This window comes from Flavobacterium sp. KS-LB2 (assembly GCF_036895565.1).
Classification (GTDB): domain Bacteria; phylum Bacteroidota; class Bacteroidia; order Flavobacteriales; family Flavobacteriaceae; genus Flavobacterium.
Map to the genome: position 1 here is coordinate 954,666 of NZ_CP145904.1, position 17,287 is coordinate 971,952.

Annotated in this window: 14 protein-coding genes; 7 read left to right on the forward strand and 7 right to left on the reverse strand. The window is 32.7% G+C overall.

Translation table 11 applies throughout. The features are described 5' to 3' along the window. Positions 1-73: 73 nt before the first annotated feature. The gene (locus V5J73_RS03975; protein ID WP_338647783.1) at positions 74-637 is read right to left on the reverse strand and encodes a porin family protein; all 564 of its coding nucleotides are present in this window, start codon (positions 635-637) and stop codon (positions 74-76) included. Between the two features lie 328 nt (positions 638-965). Here V5J73_RS03975 and V5J73_RS03980 point away from each other — a divergent pair, with 328 nt between their 5' ends. The 4 genes from V5J73_RS03980 to V5J73_RS03995 all read left to right on the forward strand — a co-directional run bounded on the left by V5J73_RS03980 (position 966) and on the right by V5J73_RS03995 (position 5,173). Then, positions 966-1,556: a porin family protein gene (locus tag V5J73_RS03980; protein WP_338647784.1), complete on the forward strand. Its 591-nt coding sequence runs from the start codon at positions 966-968 to the stop codon at positions 1,554-1,556. 302 nt (positions 1,557-1,858) lie between these two features. Further along, positions 1,859-2,476, forward strand: coding sequence for a porin family protein (locus V5J73_RS03985; RefSeq protein WP_338647785.1), 618 nt, complete (start codon positions 1,859-1,861; stop codon positions 2,474-2,476). A gap of 82 nt (positions 2,477-2,558) precedes the next feature. Then, complete coding sequence (gene xerD, locus V5J73_RS03990) at positions 2,559-3,455, forward strand: site-specific tyrosine recombinase XerD (RefSeq protein ID WP_338648655.1); 897 nt, start codon at positions 2,559-2,561, stop codon at positions 3,453-3,455. A 191-nt stretch (positions 3,456-3,646) separates the two neighbouring features. Beyond that, on the forward strand, positions 3,647-5,173 hold the full coding sequence (locus V5J73_RS03995; RefSeq protein WP_338647787.1) for a sensor histidine kinase: 1,527 nt from the start codon (positions 3,647-3,649) through the stop codon (positions 5,171-5,173). Positions 5,174-5,282: 109 nt separating this feature from the next. On the opposite strand, the gene rny is transcribed toward V5J73_RS03995, so the two are convergent. The 3 genes from rny to V5J73_RS04015 form a co-directional block, all read right to left on the reverse strand. Continuing rightward, positions 5,283-6,848, reverse strand: a complete 1,566-nt coding sequence (rny, locus tag V5J73_RS04000; protein ID WP_099716106.1) for a ribonuclease Y — start codon at positions 6,846-6,848, stop codon at positions 5,283-5,285. Positions 6,849-7,054: 206 nt separating this feature from the next. Then, entirely contained in the window at positions 7,055-7,348 is a 294-nt protein-coding gene (locus V5J73_RS04010) for a cell division protein ZapA (RefSeq protein ID WP_099716105.1), read from the reverse strand. An 8-nt stretch (positions 7,349-7,356) separates the two neighbouring features. Then, positions 7,357-7,647, reverse strand: a complete 291-nt coding sequence (locus V5J73_RS04015; RefSeq protein WP_099716104.1) for a hypothetical protein — start codon at positions 7,645-7,647, stop codon at positions 7,357-7,359. A 174-nt stretch (positions 7,648-7,821) separates the two neighbouring features. On the opposite strand from V5J73_RS04015, the gene V5J73_RS04020 reads away from it, so the two are divergent. From V5J73_RS04020 to V5J73_RS04030, 3 genes are all read left to right on the forward strand, one after another. After that, positions 7,822-9,519: a M23 family metallopeptidase gene (locus V5J73_RS04020; protein ID WP_338647789.1), complete on the forward strand. Its 1,698-nt coding sequence runs from the start codon at positions 7,822-7,824 to the stop codon at positions 9,517-9,519. A 12-nt stretch (positions 9,520-9,531) separates the two neighbouring features. Further along, positions 9,532-12,003 carry a TonB-dependent receptor gene (locus V5J73_RS04025; RefSeq protein WP_338647791.1) on the forward strand — a complete coding sequence of 824 codons (2,472 nt, stop codon included), beginning with the start codon at positions 9,532-9,534 and terminating at the stop codon, positions 12,001-12,003. A gap of 109 nt (positions 12,004-12,112) precedes the next feature. Then, complete coding sequence (locus tag V5J73_RS04030) at positions 12,113-12,835, forward strand: hypothetical protein (RefSeq protein ID WP_338647793.1); 723 nt, start codon at positions 12,113-12,115, stop codon at positions 12,833-12,835. Positions 12,836-12,846: 11 nt separating this feature from the next. On the opposite strand, the gene V5J73_RS04035 is transcribed toward V5J73_RS04030, so the two are convergent. The 3 genes from V5J73_RS04035 to V5J73_RS04045 form a co-directional block, all read right to left on the reverse strand. Next, a complete protein-coding gene (locus tag V5J73_RS04035) occupies positions 12,847-13,548 on the reverse strand; it encodes a hypothetical protein (RefSeq protein WP_338647794.1) in 702 nt (233 codons plus the stop codon). Positions 13,549-13,628: 80 nt separating this feature from the next. Beyond that, positions 13,629-15,476 carry an ABC transporter ATP-binding protein gene (locus tag V5J73_RS04040; RefSeq protein WP_338647796.1) on the reverse strand — a complete coding sequence of 616 codons (1,848 nt, stop codon included), beginning with the start codon at positions 15,474-15,476 and terminating at the stop codon, positions 13,629-13,631. Positions 15,477-15,555: 79 nt separating this feature from the next. Further along, the gene (locus V5J73_RS04045) at positions 15,556-17,283 is read right to left on the reverse strand and encodes a phospho-sugar mutase (RefSeq protein WP_338647797.1); all 1,728 of its coding nucleotides are present in this window, start codon (positions 17,281-17,283) and stop codon (positions 15,556-15,558) included. Positions 17,284-17,287 lie beyond the last annotated feature (4 nt).

Genomic DNA, 17,287 nt, shown 5'->3' on the forward strand with positions numbered 1-17,287 from the left:
CCAGTTTTTGTAAAAATAAAAAAACCGTTCTAATTTAAAGAACGGTTTTGATAAATTTAATTTTTTATAAGAATTAAAACGTAAATCCAGCTGATACTTGAACTACTGAGTTCTTAACTTCAGCCTCTTTTGAAGCTTCAGTTAATCCTAACACGTAACGACCTTGCAGAAAAAAGTTTTTAGTGATATTAATTCCTAATCCTGCTGCAGCACCAAATTCAAATGTTTCAGCATTCTCTACATCAAAATCATTTCTTTCGCTTAACAAAAAGGAAGCTTGTGGTCCAAGATCTAAACTGACTGTTTTATTCAAATGTATTTTGGCTAAAACGGGAATAGACAGGTAACCTAATTCATTTTTGAACTCTTCAAAAGCATTTTTATAGGTTGCTCCCTGAGTAGAATACAGCAATTCAGGCTGAATAGAAAAACCGTCAGTTAGCTTAAGTTCGGCTATTAATCCTACGTGGTAACTTGTAATGGCATCAGTATCGTAATTATCATTAGTGATAGTTATATTACTACCGGTTTGATTGGCATAATTTAAACCACCTTTAATACCAAATTTTACTAATTGTGCTTGCACGTCTACAGATGCGGCTAGAAGTACTACTGCTACTAGAATTATTCTCTTCATAATTTTTTTTTTATATTAATAATTGAATTGGGGACTTTTACTTAAAAACTATTTTGTTAAAATATTATTGTCTAATTTTCTTAAAAACACTTTATGCAAAAATTAGTCCAATAAATTATAAAAGCAATAGCAAGCGACTTCTTTTTATGTTTTTTTAGTTTTTTAAATTTATTAGTATTGTAAATCAATGACAATCAAATAGTTGTAATTTGTTTTTTTATTGTTCTTAATCTGATTTATTTGATAGTCAACGAGTTTTTTTGATAAATAAGTCAACTCCTATTTGATTTTTTTAACTTTGGTAGTATTAATTTTAAAATGATACATCATGAAAAAAATTATTTTAATGGTAGTTATGGTATTCACTGTTGGTTTTGTGAATGCTCAAGGAAAAGAAGATATGGCATTTGGAATAAAAGGAGGTTTGAATATCTCCACAATTACTAATGCTGATGTAGATGGCGTGAATTCTAAATCTTTGGTAGGATTTCATGTTGGTTTTTTTGGAGAATTTGTGCTAAGTGATAAATTCTCTATACAACCAGAGGTTTTGTACTCTACACAAGGAACTAAAATTGAGTTTGAAGGAATAAAAGGAGATTTGAAATTGGATTATATTGCTATTCCAGTTATGGCTAAATATTATGTGGCCGATTCTTTTAGTCTAGAATTAGGTCCTCAAATAGGTTTTCTAGTATCAGCCAAAGCAAAATCTGGTGGAGAATCGGAGGATGTTAAGGACGAACTTAAATCAACAGATGTAAGTTTGAATTTTGGTTTGGGTTATGATATTACAGAAAATTTTATGATTGGGGCACGTTATAATTTAGGTCTTACACGTTTGCAGGACGAATTGTTACCTGGGGAAGATGAATCTAAAAATTCTGTTTTTCAAATTTCTATAGGTTATAAATTTTAATATTTTAAAAGCATATGATTTTCAAAACCTCCCAATTCGGGAGGTTTAAATTTATATATTGAATCTATATCTTTTTTTTAAATTCCTTTTTTTGTAAAATATATTTGTTAAATATTTATATGATATAAAAAACGCCTCACTAAATTCTGTTAGAAGAGTTGGGTATAAGTTGTTGATATGTAAATGTTTAATCGATTTAGATTAAAACATTAAAAAATAGGTAATGTTTTTTAATTTTTTTATTAAAGAATAAAAAAATACATTGAGATTTTTCTTATGTTTGTTTAAAAAAAAACAAACAAATGAAAAAAATTATTTTAACTGCAGTAGCAGTATTTGCATTTGGATTCGCAAATGCGCAAGAAGCAAAATTTGGACTTAAAGGAGGATTGAATCTTTCTACATTTACTGGTGATACCGATGGTTTAGATTTAAAATCAAAACCTGGATTTAATTTGGGAGCTTTTGTGGCTGTTAAATTGTCAGATAAACTTACATTTCAACCAGAAGCTTTATATTCGATGCAAGGAACTAAAATTGATGAATTTGAATTTGAATTTGACAATGCTGTTTATTTAGCTGAAGCAAATATTAATTTGTCCTATATTAATGTGCCTCTGATGTTAAAATATTACGCTGCTGAAAAATTTAATCTAGAAATTGGACCACAGGTTGGATTTTTAGTAGCTGCAAAAACAGTAGCAAAAGTAAATGGCAATGAAGCAGAGGAAGATGTTAAAGATAGTTTTGAATCTGTAGATTTTGGACTTAATTTCGGAGCAGGATACGACTTTACAAATAATATTTCAGCTGGCTTAAGATACAATTTAGGTTTGTCTAATATCGCAAAAACAGAATCTGGAGATGATTCAAAAATTAATAATAGTGTGTTGTCGATTTCATTAGGTTATAAGTTTTAATATTTTAAAAAAAATATAGTTTTCTAAACCTCCCAGTAATTAGGAGGTTTTTTTATGCCTAAAAAAGTGTTTCTTTGTGTTCATGAACTGGGAAAGCTACATAAAAAATTATCAATCCTATTTAAAAATAGAACGCGGTTTGTCTAAGAATACAATAGTAAACTATTCTTTTGATATTGAGCGTTTGTGTGTTTTTTTAGATCAAAATGATATGCTGGTTTCGCCAATAAAAATTACCGAAGAATCACTGCAACAATTTATTTATAGCGTATCAAAGGAAGTCAATCCACGATCACAAGCCAGAATTATTTCGGGTCTTAAAAGTTTTTTTAATTATTTAATTTTTGAAGATTATCGAACGGACAACCCATTAGAATTGATTGAAGCCCCTAAAACGGGTAGAAAACTGCCTGATACATTATCTGTTGAGGAAATAGACAATCTCATTGCGGCTATTGATTTAACTACTAATGAAGGAGAGCGTAATAAAGCTATTCTTGAAACACTTTATGGATGTGGATTGCGGGTTTCAGAATTAGTTACTTTGAAAATTTCGGATTTATTTTTCCAGGAAGGTTTTATTAAAATAACAGGTAAAGGAAATAAGCAACGTTTTGTCCCAATAAGCAATTTGACCCAAAAATACATTCAAATTTATCGTGAAACAGTAAGAAATCATCTCACTATTCAAAAAGGTTTTGAAGACACACTCTTTTTAAACCGAAGGGGAAAACAGTTAACTCGGGCCATGATTTTTACAATTATCAAAGATTTAGCAGTCAAGATAAATTTGAATAAAACAATAAGCCCACATACTTTGCGACATTCTTTTGCCACTCATCTTTTAGAAAATGGAGCTGATTTACGTTCTATACAATTGATGCTTGGACACGAATCGATAACAACAACTGAAATTTATGTGCATCTTGACAGAACGTTTCTTACGCAAGTGTTGCATTCATTTCACCCCAGAAAATAAATTTTTATCTTGCCCTTCGTACATCTTACTATTTTCAAGAAAGAAAAAAGCTGCAGGTTTTGCCTTAGAATACCATTTTAAACGATAGAACTTAATATCGTCTTAAAGCGCTACAATTTTATTGTTAATTTTATTGTGATATAAAAAATTAACTCTAAATTGTAGTTTATTCAATTGATATAAAAAGCGCTATGGTTTTTGATTTTTCCCAAAACGAAAATTGCCATGAGGTAAATAATTTTTACAATAAATTATTTAATGAGATTCCAGATTTAATTTTTGAATTTGTAATTGCTCCTGACAACACCTATTTATTTCCATTAGTGAGTAAATCGGTAAACGATTTTTTTGAGTTGTCTTCACCTCGTTTTATAGATAGCGACAAGTTTCTTATCTATGAAAGAATATTTGAAGCTGATCGATTGCCCTTTTTTCAGTCATTGGTCTATGCTAAAAGAAATATTGCAAGATGGGATTTTGAGTTTCGGGTTTTATTACCAGAAAAGGGATTGCGTTGGCTAAAAGTGGCCTCAAAACCAGAATTATATCCTGACGGGAATATTGCTTTTTATGGAAGAATTTCAGATGTAACAGACTTAAAAGAACAGGAAATCAAACTTAAAATTTCTGAAGAACGCTTTAAATTTGCTCTTGAAGCTTCCACAGCAGGAGTTTGGGATTGGGATTTAACGAATAATAAAGTCTTTTACTCTTCGCAATCAATGAAAATTCTTGAGCAAGGGGCATTGGATATTTTTGATAATCCAGAACGTTGGGATGAAATTGTGCACCCTGATGATTTAGAAAAATATTACATTGAGATTCATAATCATTTTGATAATAAAACACCTTTTTATGAAAATTACCACCGTGTTTTAACTTCAAGCGGAAAATACAAATGGATTTTAGATAGAGGAAAAGTAATTGAGCGTGATCAAGAAGGGAGACCTTTGCGAGTTATAGGAACGCATACGGATATCTCTTCGCAAAAAGAAAAAGAATTAGAGTTAATAAAAACAATGGAATTGTTTAGTCAGCAAAATAGCCGACTATTGAATTTTTCACACATTGTATCCCATAATCTAAACACACAGGCGGGTAATATTAAATCACTTTTAGACATTATAGATACCGATGACGATTTAGAGAGTAATAAAGAAATGTTGTCTCATTTGCGTACTGTTTCGAATGACTTAAATGAAACAATAGCTAATTTGACCCAATTAGTACTTATACAAAGTAATTCGAACATTCCGATTCAATCATTAGATTTGAATTCTTATCTAAATAAGACTTTAGATTTAATTAAGAATTTAAAAAATCAGCATCAAGTTATCATTTTAAACAAGATTCCTGAAGGAGCTTCAGTTGATTTTAATCCGGCATTCTTAGAAAGTGTTTTGTTGAATTTTACAACGAATGCTATCAAATATTCGAATCCTGATAAACCTATAGAAATAAAATATTCTTTCGCATTAGAAAATGGAAAAAAAATGTTGTCGATTTCAGATAATGGATTAGGAATCGATTTGAAAAAATATGGAGATTCTCTTTTTGGAATGTACAAAACATTTCACAAGCATGAAGAGGCCAGGGGATTAGGATTACACTTGACAAAGAATCAAATAGAATCGATGAAAGGAACTGTTTCAGTAGAAAGTGAAGTTGGAGTTGGTACTACTTTTAAAATTGTTTTTAATGATTGTTTGAGTGATTAATTAACTTCGATACACAAGCAAAGTTTCTTTTATAGTGATTCACTTATATAGTGCAAAAAAAAAACTTCTCAGCGATGAGAAGTTTTTTTATATGTGTAATTGAAATAAATTATTTAGCGATATTCACGGCTCTTGTTTCACGAATTACAGTTACTTTAACTTGTCCAGGATAAGTCATTTCTGTTTGGATTTTTTGTGAGATATCAAAAGATAGGTTAGCTGCATTTTCATCAGATACTTTTTCGCTTTCTACAATTACACGAAGTTCTCTACCGGCTTGAATTGCGTAAGCATTTTTCACACCACTGAATCCGTACGCTACTTCTTCAAGATCTTTTAGACGTTGAATGTAAGAATCCAATACTTGTCTTCTCGCTCCTGGTCTTGCACCTGAGATTGCATCACAAACCTGAATAATTGGCGATAATAATGATTTCATTTCAATCTCATCGTGGTGAGCACCAATAGCGTTGCAAACCTCTTCTTTTTCACCATATTTCTCCGCCCATTGCATTCCTAATAATGCGTGAGGTAAATCACTTTCAGCATCTGGAACTTTACCAATATCGTGTAATAAACCAGCTCTTTTAGCCAGTTTTACGTTTAGACCAAGTTCAGCTGCCATGATTCCACAAAGTTTAGAAACTTCACGGGAGTGTTGTAATAAATTCTGTCCGTAAGAAGAACGGTATTTCATACGTCCTACCACTTTAATCAATTCAGGATGTAAACCATGAATTCCTAAATCGATAACGGTACGTTTACCAACTTCTATAATTTCATCGTCAATTTGTTTAGCAGTTTTTGCAACTACTTCTTCAATACGAGCTGGGTGAATTCTTCCGTCAGTTACTAATTTATGTAAAGCCAAACGTGCAATTTCTCTACGTACAGGATCAAAACAAGAAAGGATAATCGCTTCTGGTGTGTCATCTACAATGATTTCTACTCCAGTTGCGGCTTCCAGTGCACGGATATTTCTACCTTCACGTCCAATGATTCTACCTTTTACGTCGTCAGATTCAATGTTAAATACCGAAACACAGTTTTCTACTGCTTCTTCTGTACCAACTCTTTGAATGGTATTGATGATGATTTTTTTAGCTTCTTGTTGTGCAGTCAATTTTGCCTCTTCAATAGTATCTTGAATATGAGACATTGCTTTGCTTTTTGCTTCCGCTTTCAATCCTTCTACTAATTGATCTTTAGCTTCTTCAGCAGATAAACCAGAGATAACTTCCAATTGTTGCAATTGACTTTTATGCAATTTGTCAACTTCGGATTGTTTCTTATCTAGGTTTTCAATTTTAGTGGTGTATTCTAAAGTTTTAGATTCGAAATCATCATTTACTTTTTTAGCTTTTGATAATTCATTAGAAACTTGAGATTCTTTGTCACGAACTCTTTTTTCTATTTCTGCAACTTTTTTATCACGGGATAAAATAACTTGTTCGTGCTCTGATTTTAATTCAATAAATTTCTCTTTTGCTTGAAGAATTTTATCTTTTTTTATGTTTTCAGCTTCCAGATTTGCATCTTTTAATATGGATGCTGCTTCTTTTTTTGCGTTTTTAATTAAGTTTGAAATATTGCTTTTTTCAATCAATTTGGCGATCCCAAAACCTCCCGCAATACCTATAATTCCTGAAATAATAATCGTTAATATGTTGTCCATGTTTGTTAAAATTTATATATAAAAAAGCCTACATTAGATTGCTTGTATAAACTCGAAAAGACAAGTTTTGAGCTAACTCGTTGTTCAAGCTTCCAAACTGAATTGGCTTGCTATAGTAACGATGATTTGCTCATTCTAAATTGTTAGTGTTGAGTTTACCAAATATGAACTAATGTAGGCAGTATCTTAGTTTTTGTAAAGAACGTTTATTTGTCGAGATATTGATCTAAAATCGCATTGATTTTTTTAATTCTTTCGATGGTTGCTTCTCCATCTATCGCATTATCAATTTGTTTTTGTTCCGTTTGTGAGGCAAATTGTAAAGCACACATGGCTAATACATCTTGCTTGTCACGAACAGCATAATTTTCTTCAAATTGCTTGATCATCGTATCAATTTTTTTAGAAGCGCTTCTAAGGCCTTCTTCCTGAGAGAAATCAACCGTTAACGGGTATACTCTGTCTGCAATTGATATTTTAATTTTAAGCTTTTCGTCCATATCTTTTATTAATCTGATAGCTGTGCTATACAGTAATCAATTTCGCGAATTAATGAATTTATTTTAAGCTTCGTATCTCTTTTATTATCGTCACTGCCTAGTAATGTATTTGCTACTTTGAGTGTTTCATACTGCGTTTTTAGCGCTTCAATCTCTTGTGACTGAGTTTGTATTATGGATGCAGTTTTTGTTAATTCGTTTTTCAAATCTTGATTATTTTTTTCCAAACCTTTCATTTTTGTAAAAAGTTTTTCAATCTTACTTTCAAGAGTATCAATAATTTCTGCAATTGCACTCATTATATATCTTATTCATTACATAATCATACAAAGTTAGTATTCCTTTTTAATTTTGCAATATTTTATTATTTTTTTTGCATTAAATTAATTAAATATCAGTTGTACAAATGGTTACGAACCATTTTTTTTATCGCTGTTTTGAATACTTTTTTTATCTTAGCAAAAATGTAACCGATGAGATTTTCTATATTTTTTTTATTTTTTTACACTTCTGTTTTTGCACAAGTTGACTATCCAAAAGATTATTTTAGATCTCCTTTAGATATTCCGATGCAATTATCAGGAAATTTTGGAGAATTGAGACCCAACCATTTCCATGCCGGTTTTGATTTAAGAACGCAACAAAAAGAAGGATTGAAAGTATACGCAGTGGGCGATGGGTATGTGTCAAGAATAAAGATATCTACTTTTGGAAACGGAAAAACAATTTACATCAACCATCCTAATGGGTATACATCAGTTTATGGACATTTAAAAATGGCCAACGGTGAAATAGAAAATTACATCAAGAAAACGCATTATAAAGAGGCATCATTTGAAATTGAAATGTTCTTTAAACCTGATGAAATGGTGGTAAAAAAAGGTGATATCATTGCTTTTTCCGGTAATACAGGAGCTTCAGAAGGACCACATTTGCATTTTGAATTTCGGGATACCAAAACAGAGTTTATAATCAATCCGATGCTTTTTGGGTACGATAAATTTTTAAAAGATACAAAGAAACCTGTCGTTTCTGGAGTTTATGTATATCCTTTGGATTCAAAAACTACGGTTAATCATTCTAAACGTCCTTTGTTGCTTAATGTTTCGTTACAAAAAGATGGAACGTACCTTTCTGATAAAGTAGTTGCAAACGGGACAATAGGTTTTGGTATATCGGCTTATGACACTGACGATGTTTCGTTTAATAATAACGGAGTATATAAAGTGCAGTCCTTTTATAATGGGAAACCAAATTTCGGATATGAATTCAATACCTATTCATTTGACGAAATGCGCTATATCAATGCGTTGATTGATTATTCTAGATATAAGAAAATGCAGCAACGGGTTCAGAAATTATTCATGAAAAACCCGTATAATCTGAGCATTATCCAAGCCGATGAAAATAAAGGAGTTTTACAGGTAACTCCAAATTTAGCATCCTTATATCGTATTGAAGTTTCGGATTTTTTTGGCAATAAAAAAACAATAGCCATTCCTATTCAATATGATTTATTGTCTACAACTATCAGTCCTGAGCCAGTGCAATCGAACTATTTTGTCAAAGCGAATAAAGACAGCAATTTTGCTTTAGCAAATATGTCGGTTTTCTTTCCTGCGGGAACTTTTTACGAAGATTTTGATTTGAATTTTGATGTAAAAAATGATACTTTGTTTTTACACGACGATACTGTTCCTGCCCATACTAATTTTACGGTTTCAATTGAAGATACAAAATCGACTGAAGCGCAGAGAGAGAAAATGTTCATTGGCAGAATCGAAGGAAAAAAAATAAATTACAATCCAACCTATAGAAAAGACAGCATATTCAATACAAAGGTTAAAATTTTAGGTAAATATACTTTGGTTTCAGATACTGTTGCGCCCAAAATAAGTATGCCTATACCTGTAGAGGGAAAATGGATCAGCGAGCAAAAAACAATTCAGCTTTCGATTTACGATGACGTGTCTGGCATAAAATCATACAACGGCTATTTAAACGGAAAATGGGTTTTATTTGAATACGATAATAAGACTAGAAAATTGACTCATTATTTTAGTGATGGAATTGCTGTTGATGGTGCCAATGATTTAAAAGTTGTTGTAATAGATAATGTAGGGAATTCAACTACCTTTGAAACTCGTTTTTTTAGAAGTCAAAAAAAATAAAAACCAAATCATTTGAGTACTAGTAAATTAATTGTTGTTTTCTTTTTTTTCTTCGCAAGCTTATCACTATTGGCCCAAACAGCAAGGATTAAAGGAGTTATTTTAGACAAAAATAATCAGCCTGTAGGAAACGTGAATGTTTCTTATTCCAGTATTGGTACGCAATCTAATAAAAATGGTTTTTACGAACTAAAAGTGCCTGCAAACCAAAAGGTAACTGTCGTTTTTACACATGTCTCTTTGAAAAAAATAACGATTACTTTTTCTTTGGATTCTAATGAACAAAAAGAGTTTAATCCTGTAATGAATGATCAGGAAGAACAAATGGGTGAGGTGATTGTTACCGCAAATAACAGAAAAGTGATTCAAGGTATATCGACAATTGAACCTGAAATCATCCGAAAAATTCCTGGAGCAAATGCCGGAATTGAAAATATTTTGAAATCCTTGCCGGGTGTAAATTCTAATAACGAATTGAGTACGCAATACGCCGTGCGTGGTGGGAATTATGATGAGAATTTGGTTTATGTCAATGAAATTGAAGTCTATCGTCCGTTTCTGATTCGTTCAGGACAACAAGAAGGGTTGAGTTTCACTAATACTGATTTGGTACAAAATGTTGATTTTTCAGCAGGAGGTTTCCAAGCGAAATTTGGAGATAAACTATCGTCTGTTTTAGATATTACGTACCGGAAACCGGTTAAATTTGGCGCAAGCCTTGAAGCGAGTTTCCTTGGAGGTAGTCTTTCTGTGGATGCTGTTTCTAAAGATAAAAAATGGTCTGCAGTTACGGGAGTTCGGTATCGTAACAATAGTCTTTTGGTAAATAGTCAAGAAACTCAAACGAATTTTACACCCTCATTTGCGGATATTCAAACGAATGTAAACTATCAGGCTTCGGCGAAATGGCAATGGAGTTTTTTAGGTAATATTTCTCAAAATAAATACCAGTACCAACCCTTAACAAGGCAAACAAATTTTGGAACCATAGACAATCCTATGGCACTGACTGTTTTTTATGAAGGTCAGGAAAAGGATGAGTACGATACGTATTTTGGCGCTATAAAAACAACGTTTAATGTTTCGGATAATTTTACGCTGAAATTTATCGGTTCTATTTTTCATACTTTAGAGCAAGAATATTTTGATATTTTCGCCCAATACCGATTAGGCGAAGTCGATTCTAATATTGGATCTGAAACTTTTGGAGATGTAGCATTCACAAGAGGAATTGGGTCTCAGCTGAGTCATGCCAGAAACGATTTGGATGCGCTGATTGTAAACACTGAGATCAAAGGATTTCATGATTGGAAAGAAAATCAATTTGAGTGGGGAATAAAATATACGCGAGAATCGATTCGCGACCGTATAATAGAGTGGGAGGTTATTGATTCGGCGGGTTTTTCTTTAAATCCACCTATTATTGACTTGTCTAAAAACGACCAACCGTATTCACCTTACACCGGACCGCTTGTTCCGTATCAAAATATCCGAGCGACTAATTTTAACTCCATCAATAGGTTTTCGGGTTATGGTCAATGGAGTTTGAAAAGTACTATTGGCAGGAGTAAAGTGTGGTATAATGCAGGTGTTCGCATGCATAGTTGGGAAGTTATGAGTGCTACTGTGGCTGGTAAATCCCAAATTTCGGTTAGTCCCAGAGCACAGTTTGCCATAAAACCAGATTGGGAGAAAGATATGGTTTTTAGACTTTCAGGAGGATTGTACCATCAGCCGCCATTTTACAGGGAATTGAGAGGTGCAGATGGAATGGTGCAACCCAATACTAAGGCGCAACAATCGGTGCATATTGTTTTTGGGAATGATTATAGTTTTAAGATGTGGGATCGTCCTTTCAAATTAGTCTCGGAGTTGTATTATAAATCACTGACTGATGTAAATACGTACACGATTGATAATGTTCGCATTCGATATGCAGCCAATAATAATGCAACTGCTTACGCGCAAGGATTGGATGTTCGCTTAAATGGGGAATTTGTACCAGGAACAGAATCTTGGTTTAGTTTTGGTTATTTGAAAACAGAAGAAAATACAAATGATAAAGGATATATTGCTAGACCTACGGATCAAAGATTGAAATTTGGGATTTTGTTCCAAGATTATATGCCTAATATTCCAAGTATAAAATTGTACCTAAATCTAGTTTACAATACGGGATTACCAGGAGGTTCGCCATCGTATGCAGATCCTTATTTATACCAAAACCGATTGAATGATTACCGCCGTGTGGATGTAGGTTTTTCTAAGGTTTTTATAGACAATACTGCAAATAAAGAAAACAATACGGGTTGGTTTAAAAATCTGAAAGAGTTAGCGATAGGATTAGAAATTTTCAATCTTTTTGACAATCAAAATGCCATTACAAATACTTGGGTTCGGGATGTATATTCTAAAAATCAATATGCAATTCCTAATTATATGACCACCAGAGTTTTTAATGTGAAATTGACCGCGAAGTTATAACTGTTAAGAATCAGTAAAGTTTAATTCAATTTTAATTCGTTAAATCAAGTATCGAATGGCGTTACCATTTTTAAAAATGATTACATTTGAGTTTTAATAGTACATCAACATGAAAAAAATACATATCACACTAATAGGAATAGCAATTTTGCTTTTAACCAGTTGTAAAGAGGAGGTTGAAAAACCAAAAGTTACTTATGATGGAACGAGTAAAGCAAAAGAACTAAGCAAAGCAGATTCTACTCAAATACAAATTGCTGATTTGCCACTTCAAATGGAAGGTACGGATTATTTAATTCATCCTGTTGCCGATTTAAGCATTCGTGAGAAAGGAATAAAATCGCGATATGGTTCTTCCAGCGTGAATGATTTGAGTTTTACAATATCAAACTATGGCGAATTTGAAATTACCGGTTTTTTGCAGAATTTGAAATTTCAAAAGGTAGATTCGGATTCGATTAGAAAATTAACTGACAAACCAGTTTTGATTCAAACAGCTACCTATTTAAAGTCGGTTGCAGATAAAACTAACAACCAGATCATGGTGTACACGATGGTGGATATGGATACCAATAAAGATGGAAAACTAGATACAAGCGATATCAAAGCGCTTTATTTAAGCGAAATTAGTGGCGAAAAATTTACCAAGATATCTTCTGATTTTCAGGAATTAATTGATTGGAAATTGATTGGGTCTAATAATCGTTTGTACTATAGAACGGTTGAGGATACTAATAAAAACGGTGAGTTTGATAAGAAGGATGTAGTGAATTATTACTATATCGATTTGTCAAAAAAGGAATGGAAAATAATTGGTTACGAGCCAGTTTAGTAGTGCTAATTCTAAATCAAGATATCACTTTCTAAGTCTGATTTTTCAATAGTGAAATTAAATCCCAATTGTTTTACTAATTGAATCACAAGGTTCTTATACCAGTTTTCTGACTTGGGATGAATGTATATTTTTTCAATTAACTGATTGATATTCACATTAATTTTCAGTCCCTCATTGATTTTTATATCGCTTTCGCCAATGTCAGTGATAATGCGCACTTCGCCTTCATATTGAAAGCTTTTTCGTTTGAATAAAAAAGGAAAAAACAAATCATCAAAAGGAATGTGTTCTTTTTTATAATCGATGTAATTGACTTCCCCGATATACTGCTCAAAATTAGTTTCTGTAACAAGCGATTGTTGTAATCGACCAATTGTGGATTGAATCGCTAGGCCTTCGCTGTTTTGCGTGAAAATCTGCCACATGGCAAACGATTCGTATTCATTGATGTGCCAACTGCTAATCGCTACTTTTTCTCGATGTGTTTTGTAATACTTTAAAAAGTCAGGATTGTCAATAGAAAGTTTTTTTATTTCCTCAAATGTAGGTTCGCTAAAAGTCCCTTCGTATTGATCTTCGAATTTATCGGATCGTGACATGAATAATTTTTCGGACATCAATAAATCTAAGAATTTAGATAAATCCAGATATTTCCAAACAATAGTGTTTGGGTCTTCAGGTAGTTTTATAGTAGGATTATTGATGTACATTTTTTAGGTTTAAAAAATTAAAAATAAAAGTATTCAAAGATTTTCACTAAAAAAAAATCAAAATTCTTAATCTACAATCTTTATTCAAAAGATTGTAGATTAACTAATTTATTATAAGTTCCATTCAACGCAATAAGCTCTTCGTGTTTTCCTTGCTCGACTATTTTCCCTTTTTGCATCACCACAATCAAATCTGCTTTTTGAATGGTCGAAAGACGATGCGCAATTACAATAGAAGTTCTGTTTTGCATCATGTTTTCCAGCGCTACTTGAACGAATTTTTCGCTTTCGGTATCCAATGCTGATGTAGCTTCGTCCAGAATCATAATTGGAGGATTTTTTAGGACGGCTCTGGCAATTGATAGTCGTTGTTTTTGTCCGCCGGAAAGTTTGTTACCGCTATCCCCAATATTGGTATGGATTCCTAATGGTAAATCCTTTACAAATTCATAGGCATTCGCAATCTTCAATGCTTCAATAATTTCATCATCCGTTGCGTCTATTTTTCCAAGAGAAATATTAGCTTTAATAGTGTCATTGAATAAAATACTGTCTTGCGTTACTAATCCCATTAAATCACGAAGCGAGTGTAGGTTCATGTCTTTGATATCAATTCCGTCAATGGCTATTGTCCCTTCATTGACATCATAAAAACGAGTCAGTAAATTGGCAATTGTACTTTTCCCGCTTCCGGATTGTCCAACAAGTGCAACTGTTTGCCCTTTTTTAACTTGAAGCGAAAAGTCTTTTAAAACGTTCTCGTCTTCGTATCTAAAATTAACATTCTGAATAAGGATACTGTCTTCAAAAGTTAATTTTTTAATTGCATTTTCACTATCGGTAATCTCATTTTTTACTTCTAAAACTTCAAAAACACGTTGAGCTGCCGCTAGTCCATTTTTTACAGAATACGAGGCTTTTGAGATTGCTTTTGCAGGAGTCAAAATATTGTATGCAAGCCCCATGTACGCTAGGAATTTAGCGCCATCTAGTAATGCTTTCCCATTTGGTAAAGTATCAACGAGTACCATTTTTCCGCCAAACCATAACAATACACAAATGGTAATGATTCCTAAGAACTCACTTAATGGTGTAGCTAGGTTATTTTTTTTACCGATGCTGTTTGATAATTTTAAAATTCGAGTAACGGAATCATTAAATTTTTGTTTAAAATTTGATTCGGCATTGTAACTTTTAACAACTTTTAGTCCCGATAAAGATTCTTCTACAATCGATATTAAATAGCCATTTTCATATTGAACTTTTTGGGATTTACTGCGAAGTGTTTTACCAATTTTTGATATTAGTAAACCTGAAAGCGGGATGAAAATAAAGACAAATAAGGTTAACTTAAAACTTATTGCAATCATACCAACAAGAGTAAATACGATGGTCATAGGCTCCTTAACAATTAATTCTAAGATAGAAAAAAAAGAATTTTGAACCTCGTTTATATCACCTAACATTCGAGCCATAATATCCCCTTTTCTTTTTTCTGAATAGTAAGAAACAGGCAAGTTGATGATTTTATGGTACATTGAATTTCTTAAATCCTTTAACACGCCATTTTTTAAATGCATCAAGTGATTGGAAGCTAAGTAATTGAATAAGTTTTTTAATAAGAACGTCACGCTTACTATCGCTATTACTAACAATAACGCAAATTCAGGACCATGCTCTTCAGTGAGTAATGTGATGTGATAATAGAGATATTCTTTTGAAAATTTGATGATGTCAAAAATAGATTCTAAAACCGGTTTCTCCATTATTTTTTCACTAGTACTAAAAAGGACATCCATCATTGGGATTAATGCAATAAAAGACAAAGTGCTAAACAATGCGTAAAGAATATTAAAGAGTACATTCCAAATCACATGAGAGCGATATGGATTTGTGAAAGGAATAATTTTTTTGAAATTTGCGTCCATTTAAGTTGTTTTTTTATCATCAAGACCCGATTAGTGCTGGACTTATCGGGTCTGTTTGAAAAATCAATTTTGTATTTAATTAATTCAATTGCATTGAAGTAATAATATTTTTTATTTTCTTGTCTAAGATGCTTTCTACGTCGTTGAAATCTTCTACAGCATCTAGTTCCGTATTTACACTGATATAAAATTTTATTTTGGGCTCTGTTCCACTTGGTCTAGCACAAATTTTCGATCCATCTTCAGTGTAATAAATTAATACATTCGATTTTGGAATTTCCATTGTAGATTCGGTTCCATCCAATAGGTTTTTAGCTATCGATGATTGATAATCTTCGACCATAACAACTCTTTGTCCGTTGATTTCTTTCAATGGATTTTCACGTAAATCAATCATCATCTGATTAATTTCCTGTAAACCATCCATTCCTTTTTTGGTCAATGAAACTAAATATTCTTTGTAAAAACCATTGTCAACATACAGTTGTAGTAATTCTTTGTACACAGTACTTCCTTTGGCTTTGGCTTGAGTTGCAACTTCGCAAATCAATAAAGTAGCTGCTACAGCGTCTTTATCTCGTACGGCATCGCCCACCATATATCCAAAACTTTCTTCGCCACCACCTATGAATTCCAGCTCTGGAAAATCCTTAATCATCTTGGCAATCCATTTAAAACCTGTCAAGCCCACTTTGCATTCTACACCGTAGTTTGTGGCTAATTCCATCATCATAGGAGTCGAAACAATCGTAGATCCCACAAATTGTTTTCCATTAATTTTCCCTGCTTTTTTCCATTGTTCCAATAAAAAGGCAGTCATTAAAATCATCGTTTGATTTCCGTTAAGCAAAGTCATTTTGCCTTCATTATTTCTCACGGCAATTCCTAAACGGTCACAATCTGGGTCTGTCCCAATTACAATATCCGAATTGGTTTTATCTGCTAATGCCAATGCCATAGTCAATGCTTCGGGTTCTTCAGGATTTGGAGATTTAACAGTTGGGAAATCACCATTTGGAACTCTTTGTTCTTCCACAATATTTACATTAGGGTAGCCTGCTTGCGATAAAGTATCAGGAACTAATTTTATAGAAGTTCCGTGCAAAGAGGTGAAAACAATATTCAGCTCTTTTTTGGCTTCAGCCGAAGTGCCAAAACTCGCATTCTCAATAGTTGATTTGATAAAAGCTTCATCAACTTCTGAATCAATATAATGGATCAAGTCTTCATTGGCTGTAAACTTGATTTGATTGTAATTTAAATTTTCAATAACATTGATGATACCTTCATCTTCCGGCGGTACAATTTGTCCACCATCTTGCCAGTACACTTTGTATCCGTTATATTCTGGCGGGTTGTGTGAAGCTGTAAGCACAATTCCGCATTGACAACCTAAATGTTTCACCGCAAATGACAATTCTGGAGTAGGTCTCATATCCGAAAATAAGTATACCTCAATTCCGTTTGCCGAGAAAACATCTGCAACTAATTTAGCTAAAGTATCACTATTATGACGGCAATCGTATGCAATAACGGCTTTCAATGGTTGATTAGGAAATGCAGTATGCATATAATCCGAAAGACCTTGCGTACTTTTTCCCAGCGTATATTTATTAATGCGATTGTTTCCCACGCCCATAATACCACGCATTCCGCCTGTTCCAAATTCAAGATTTTTATAAAAACTCTCTTCTAGTTCTTTTGGAGATGTGGTCATCATTTCGGTAATCGCTTCCTGGGTAGCGGTATCAAATGTTGGTGTCAACCACTCATTTACTGCGTCTAAAATATTTTGTTTGATATCCATGCTA

Coding starts and splice junctions, on each gene's coding strand:
- V5J73_RS03975 (WP_338647783.1), bottom strand. CDS start 637: ATGAAGAGAATAATTCTAGTAGCAGTAGTACTTCTAGCCGCATCTGTA.
- V5J73_RS03980 (WP_338647784.1), top strand. CDS start 966: ATGAAAAAAATTATTTTAATGGTAGTTATGGTATTCACTGTTGGTTTT.
- V5J73_RS03985 (WP_338647785.1), top strand. CDS start 1,859: ATGAAAAAAATTATTTTAACTGCAGTAGCAGTATTTGCATTTGGATTC.
- xerD (WP_338648655.1), top strand. CDS start 2,559: ATGAACTGGGAAAGCTACATAAAAAATTATCAATCCTATTTAAAAATA.
- V5J73_RS03995 (WP_338647787.1), top strand. CDS start 3,647: ATGGTTTTTGATTTTTCCCAAAACGAAAATTGCCATGAGGTAAATAAT.
- rny (WP_099716106.1), bottom strand. CDS start 6,848: ATGGACAACATATTAACGATTATTATTTCAGGAATTATAGGTATTGCG.
- V5J73_RS04010 (WP_099716105.1), bottom strand. CDS start 7,348: ATGGACGAAAAGCTTAAAATTAAAATATCAATTGCAGACAGAGTATAC.
- V5J73_RS04015 (WP_099716104.1), bottom strand. CDS start 7,647: ATGAGTGCAATTGCAGAAATTATTGATACTCTTGAAAGTAAGATTGAA.
- V5J73_RS04020 (WP_338647789.1), top strand. CDS start 7,822: ATGAGATTTTCTATATTTTTTTTATTTTTTTACACTTCTGTTTTTGCA.
- V5J73_RS04030 (WP_338647793.1), top strand. CDS start 12,113: ATGAAAAAAATACATATCACACTAATAGGAATAGCAATTTTGCTTTTA.
- V5J73_RS04035 (WP_338647794.1), bottom strand. CDS start 13,548: ATGTACATCAATAATCCTACTATAAAACTACCTGAAGACCCAAACACT.
- V5J73_RS04040 (WP_338647796.1), bottom strand. CDS start 15,476: ATGGACGCAAATTTCAAAAAAATTATTCCTTTCACAAATCCATATCGC.
- V5J73_RS04045 (WP_338647797.1), bottom strand. CDS start 17,283: ATGGATATCAAACAAAATATTTTAGACGCAGTAAATGAGTGGTTGACA.